Source organism: Streptomyces sp. NPDC127106 (assembly GCF_042677605.1).
Classification (GTDB): domain Bacteria; phylum Actinomycetota; class Actinomycetes; order Streptomycetales; family Streptomycetaceae; genus Streptomyces.
Genome location: NZ_JBHXTC010000117.1, coordinates 1 through 5,376, shown reverse-complemented (window position 1 = coordinate 5,376; position 5,376 = coordinate 1). Strand labels below are relative to the sequence as shown.

Annotated in this window: 5 protein-coding genes; 2 read left to right on the top strand and 3 right to left on the bottom strand. The window is 77.5% G+C overall.

Going from position 1 to position 5,376, the window contains the following annotated elements; translation table 11 throughout:
• Positions 1-232 precede the first annotated feature (232 nt).
• From ACFVGY_RS37530 to ACFVGY_RS37520, 3 genes are read right to left on the bottom strand one after another with little or no spacing between them, the layout of a single operon-like run.
• Positions 233-973: an SseB family protein gene (locus tag ACFVGY_RS37530; RefSeq protein WP_385687010.1), complete on the bottom strand. Its 741-nt coding sequence runs from the start codon at positions 971-973 to the stop codon at positions 233-235.
• Between the two features lie 45 nt (positions 974-1,018).
• Positions 1,019-2,197, bottom strand: a complete 1,179-nt coding sequence (gene mycP, locus ACFVGY_RS37525; protein ID WP_385687007.1) for a type VII secretion-associated serine protease mycosin — start codon at positions 2,195-2,197, stop codon at positions 1,019-1,021.
• Positions 2,194-3,084 (bottom strand): hypothetical protein, encoded by an 891-nt coding sequence (locus ACFVGY_RS37520; protein ID WP_385687004.1) that lies wholly within the window; start codon positions 3,082-3,084, stop codon positions 2,194-2,196. The genes mycP and ACFVGY_RS37520 overlap by 4 nt, the downstream gene beginning before the upstream one ends.
• Positions 3,085-3,402: 318 nt before the next feature.
• On the opposite strand from ACFVGY_RS37520, the gene ACFVGY_RS37515 reads away from it, so the two are divergent.
• Together ACFVGY_RS37515 and ACFVGY_RS37510 are read left to right on the top strand one after the other, a co-directional pair.
• A complete protein-coding gene (locus ACFVGY_RS37515; protein WP_385687001.1) occupies positions 3,403-4,608 on the top strand; it encodes an amino acid deaminase/aldolase in 1,206 nt (401 codons plus the stop codon).
• 157 nt (positions 4,609-4,765) lie between these two features.
• Positions 4,766-5,194 (top strand): hypothetical protein, encoded by a 429-nt coding sequence (locus tag ACFVGY_RS37510; RefSeq protein WP_385686998.1) that lies wholly within the window; start codon positions 4,766-4,768, stop codon positions 5,192-5,194.
• Positions 5,195-5,376: the final 182 nt, after the last annotated feature.

Genomic DNA, 5,376 nt, shown 5'->3' with positions numbered 1-5,376 from the left:
GTGCCCCCGGGGGGTTTGTTTTGGGGGGGGGGGGGCCGGCCCCCCCCCCCCGGCCCCCCCCCGGGGGGGGGGGGCGCCCCACCCCCCCCCCCCGGGGGGGGGGGGCCTAATCCGTGGGGGGTTCGGCGGGGGCGGGGGGCCCCCGCGCCCGATTGGATTCTACGTCTTTCAACACCGTCCCCGCGTGCCGCGGGGCGCGCCCGAGGGGGTGGGGAGCGCGTCCGCCGACCGGTCAGCGGACGAAGAGCGCCTCCCCCGGCGGGGCCGGGGCCGTCTCGGGGAGCAGCGCCAGGTCCAGCCCGCGCACCAGGCGGGCCCGCAGGGTCTCGTCCGCCGCCAGCTCCTCGGCGATCCGGCGGGCCGCGGCGCCGGCCTCCGGGCCGGTGGCCAGCACGACCGCGAGGATGCCGTCGGCGTCCGCTCCCGCCGGGACCAGGTGGGCGCGGAGCGCGGCGGGCTCTGCCGCCACCACGGCCCGTACGGCCTCCCGCACCGCCGGATCGGCCAGCGGGTCGGCGTCGGTGCGGCCCTCGGCCAGCGCGAGCAGCGCGGAGCCGGTGAGCTGGTAGGTCACGGGGCCTGCCATGTCCAGGACCAGGGTGTCGGCCTTCTCGTGCGCGAGGGCGGCCAGCGCCTGGCGCAGCGGTACGGCCACGGGCCGGGCGGCCGGGTCCCACAGCGCGAGCGAGGCGATCGAGGTGAAGGCGGGCAGCGCGCGCCGGTTCCCCGCTTGCAAGGTGGGGACGGCCATGTCGCTGGTCTTCTCGCGCTTGAGGCCCGTCTCCGGGTCGGTCTCGACGTCGCCGAGGACGGCGACGACCGGGACCAGCAGCCGGGCCTCCTTGAGCGCGGCCAGCAGCTCCGGCTCCTTCGCCCGGTCCTCGGACCAGGCGGCCAGGGCCGCGCTCAGCCGGGGGTCGGCGGAGCCGTCGTCGTCGGAAAAACCGGGATCGGGGATGGTTTTGTTCGCCACAGTTCCCCGACCCTATCCCGCCGCAGGACGGGCGCCGATGTGCGGTCAGGACTCGGATGCGCGCCGGGCGGATCGGGGCCGCCGGGCCAGTACGGCGGCCAGGGCGAGCAGGGCCAGCCCCGTGCCCGCGGCCACCGGGACGCGGAGCCGTTCCGTCCGGTCGGCGGGGCGGGCGGGCTCGGGGCCCGGGCCGAAGTACCGCTGCCCGGCGGCGACGGGCACGGGGAGCGCCGGCTCGGGGCGCAGGGCCTGCGCGGCCTGGAGGGCGGCGACGGGGTCCACGAGGCCGTGGCCGCGGGAGTCGTCGCGGCCGCCGGCCGGGGAGTCGGTGGCGGTGTCCTGGAGCAGCTGCTTGATCTGGGCCGGAGACAGGTCCGGGTGCGCGGCCCTGAGGAGGGCGACGGTGCCGGAGACGAAGGCGGCGGCCGCGCTGGTGCCCCAGCCCTCGTAGTACGCGCGGTCGGGGTCGGCGATGACGACGTCGACGCCGGGGGCGCTGACGCTGGCGTACCAGTTGCGGGTGGAGAAGGCGGCCTTGCGGCCCCTGCGGTCCACGGCGGTGACGGCGATGACCCCGGGGTAGGCGGCCGGGTAGGAGGCGTGGTCGCCCTGGCGTCCGCCGTTGCCCGCGGAGGCGACCACGACGACGCCCTTGGCGAGGGCGTACTGGACGGCTTCGTCCTCGGCGGCTTCGTGGTGGGCGGAGTCGCTGTCGTCGCCGAGCGACAGGTTGATGACGTCCGCGCCGTGGTCGGCGGCCCAGCGGATGCCCTCGGCGAGGGCGCCGCCCTTGCTCTGGCGGGCCGTGGACCGGCCCGGGTCGCCCTCTTCGAGGATCACCCGGACCGGCAGGATCCTGGCCTGCGGGGCCACGCCGAGGACGCCCTGGCGGCGGTTGCGGCCGTGGCCGTGCCCGGCGATGATCCCGGCCATCGCCGTGCCGTGGCGGGCCCAGGCGCGGTCGCCGGGGCCGGCGCCCATGCCGACCAGGTCGGTGCCGTCGAGGACCTGTCCGGCGAGGTCGGGGTGGGTGGGGTCGACGCCGGTGTCGAGGACGGCGACGGTGACGCCGTCGCCCTGGGTGATGCCCCAGGCCTCCTCGGCGCGCAGGGCGGTCAGGGCCCACTGGCGGTCGCGTACGGCATCGGCGGCGGCCGGGGGCGTGGTGGCGCCGACGAGGACGGCGCCGAGGACGAGGGCCGCGGCGCTGCGGGTACGGCTCATCGGGCGGCCCCCGCGGGGCCGGAGCCGGGAGCCGCTGCCGTCGTGGTCCTCGGGGCCGTCGGGGAGGCGAGGGAGCGGACGGTGCCCTCCATCCGGTCGGCGACCGCCTTGGCCTCGTGGCCGAGCCCGGCCTGGGCTACGGCGCCGCCGGCGTTCTTGCGCATCGCCTCCTCGGCCGGGACGGGCGCCTCCGGGGCGCGGCCGTCGGCGAAGGCGGAGACGGCGTAGACGACGACCGGGGCGTCGGCCAGGACGGACGCGGTCCAGGCGGCGCGGCGGGCGTCGGGGAAGCCGTAGGCGGGCGGTGCGGTGAGCCGGCCGCGCAGACCGGCCATCGCGGTGGCGTCGGCGGTGGTGAACACCATGCCGACGGCGATCAGGGAGCTGCGGGTGGAGTCGGCGTAGGTGGCGCGCAGGACCCGGCTGCAGCCGGTGGGGGCGAGCGCGGCCTGCCAGTCGGGGGCGAGGGCGGGCCCGCAGTCGGTGTCGGGCGCGAGCGCGACCCGCGTCCAGGTGCGGTCGGCGCCGCCGGGGCCGCTGTCGGGGCCGGTCAGGACGGGCGGGAAGAGGCTGTCCGCGGGGGCCGTGCGCCAGAGCGAGGCGGCCGTGCGGTAGGCGGCCTCGGGGGACGGCGGGCGGCTCGCGGCATGCCGTTCGGCCCAGCCGGTGAGGGCGGCGACGGCCAGCAGAGCGGTCCCGAGCACGGCGCAGAGTGCGGCGGCCGCGGTACGGGCTCCGCCCCGGGCGGCACGCGGATCACCGTCGGGGCCGGGGCCGGGTCCGGGGCCGGGTCCGGGGCGGGGGCCGGGTCCGGGGCGGGGGCCGGTGTCGGGGCCGGGGCCGGGGCCGCCCACGGTCGCGGTCTGCGGTGTCGACGTGCTGCTCATCCGGCGGCTCCGCCCCCCGTTTCGTACGGCTGCCTCCGGGGTACTCTACGCGGCCGCCCCCACCGCCCCGGCCCCTGTACGCCCGTCCCGGGCCCGGATCCTGCCCGCTCTCCGCGCGGCACGGCAGCACGGGACCGCCGGAACGGCTGCGGGGCAGCCGTGACACGGGGTTTGGGGAGTGCTGGCGACCGTCCGAGGCCGCCCCCCACACCGCTCGGGGCGTCCGGCTGAGCAGGAGGCCTGGTACCAGGACCCGCTCCCGCTCACTTTGTGAGGAACGGTTACCCGAGGGTACGGCGGCGTGGCAAGCTGCGGCCCATGACTGCTGCCGCCAGTGGGGACCGGGCCCGGTACGACCGGGCCACCGCGCATCTCGACGCGCCCTTGGCCGTCGTGGACCTCGACGCGTTCGACGCCAATGCCGACGATCTGGTGCGGCGGGCCGCCGGGAAGCCGGTCCGGGTCGCGAGCAAGTCGGTCCGCTGCCGCTCGCTGCTCGAACGGGTCCTGGCCCGGCCGGGGTTCGCCGGGATCATGTCGTACACCCTGGCGGAGTCGGTCTGGCTGGCCCGCTCGGGGTTCGAGGACGTGCTGCTGGCCTACCCCTCCGCCGACCGCGCCGGCTTCGCCGAGCTCGCGGGCGATCCGAAGCTGGCCGCGGCGGTCACCGTCATGGTCGACGACCCGGCGCAGCTGGAGCTGATCGACCGGTCCCGCGGCGGCGGCACCCAGGAGATCCGGGTCTGCCTGGAGCTGGACACCGCGCTGCACCTGCTCGGCGGCCGGATCCGGGTCGGCGCCCGGCGCTCGCCGCTGCGCGAGCCCGCGCAGCTCGCGGCGCTCGCCCGTACGGTCGCGGCCCGGCCGGGGTTCCGGGTGGTCGGGCTGATGGGGTACGAGGGCCATGTCGCCGGGGTCGGTGACGCACTGGTCGGGCGTCCGCTGCGGTCCCGGGCCATCCGGCTGATGCAGGCGGCGGCCCGCCGCGAGCTGGCCGCCCGCCGCGCGGAGGCGGTGCGGGCCGTGCGGGCGGTGGTCCCGGACCTGGAGTTCGTCAACGGCGGCGGCACCGGGAGCGTGCAGCAGACGGCCGCCGAGGACGCGGTCACGGAAATCGCGGCCGGTTCCGGGCTGTACCTGCCGCGGCTGTTCGACAACTACACCTCCTTCCGCGGCCGTCCGGCAGCGCTGTTCGCCCAGCCGGTGGTCCGACGGCCGGGCGTCGGCGTGGTCACGGTGCTCGGCGGCGGCTACCCGGCCTCGGGCGCGGCCGGCCCCGACCGGCTCCCCGAGCCGTACCTGCCGTCGGGACTGCGCTACGACCCGCAGGAGGGCGCCGGCGAGGTCCAGACGCCGTTGCTCGGCGCCCCGGCCGACGACCTGCTGATCGGCGACCGCGTGTGGTTCCGCCACGCGAAGGCGGGCGAGCTGTGCGAACGCTTCGACGTCCTGCACCTCGTCGAGGGCGACCGCGTGACGGCGGTCGCCCCCACCTACCGCGGCGAGGGCCGCACCTTCCTCTAGCCGGACCCCACGCCAGCACCCTGACCAGGGACGGAGCCGCGATCGGAGTAGGGTTCCGGCGGGGAGGACGAGCTCGCGGGCGCCCGGACGGACGAGCCGGACCCGGTCGGCCGGGCCACCGCAGTGAGCGCCGCGGGCTGGAACGGGGAGAACTGACATGCGCACGACCTCGGACGACCTCATCGAGCACCTCCGGGGCAGCGGGCTCGAGGTGGTCGCGGTCGTGGGGAACGAGCCCGGTCCCTCGGTGGAGGACGCCTGGCGGGCCATGGCAGGGTTCGAGGTGGAGCCCAGCGCCTCGTTCCCCCTGGACGCGGACCGGGCGGGGGTGCAGGGGCTGTGGCTCGAGCATGCCCGCCGGGGCGGGGTCGTCGGCGACGACGGGACGTTCCTCATCACAGCGGTGGTGACCGGGAGCTGGGAGGTCGGCTGGGTCCGGGTGCGCCTGACCGAGGCCACCGACGTCTCCCGCCTCATCGACGACCAGAGGCGGATCGAGTTCATCGCCCGGTCCGCGTCCGGCGACCACATCTGCGGCATCACCGCGGAAGAGTACGACTACTGGGTCGTCAGCCTCGCCCTCTAGTACTACGGCTGGTAGCCGTGTCGGTCCGGTCCGGGATGGTGGTGCCGCCGGGCGTCGGGGCCGGGTGCGGGACAGCCGGGCGGCGGGCGGCGCCCGGCTGGCGGGGGGGTGGGGCGGGGGGGCGTGTGGTGCGGTGCGGGGAAAGGGCTGTGGGGTATAAAAAACTGACGCGGCCGCCGACC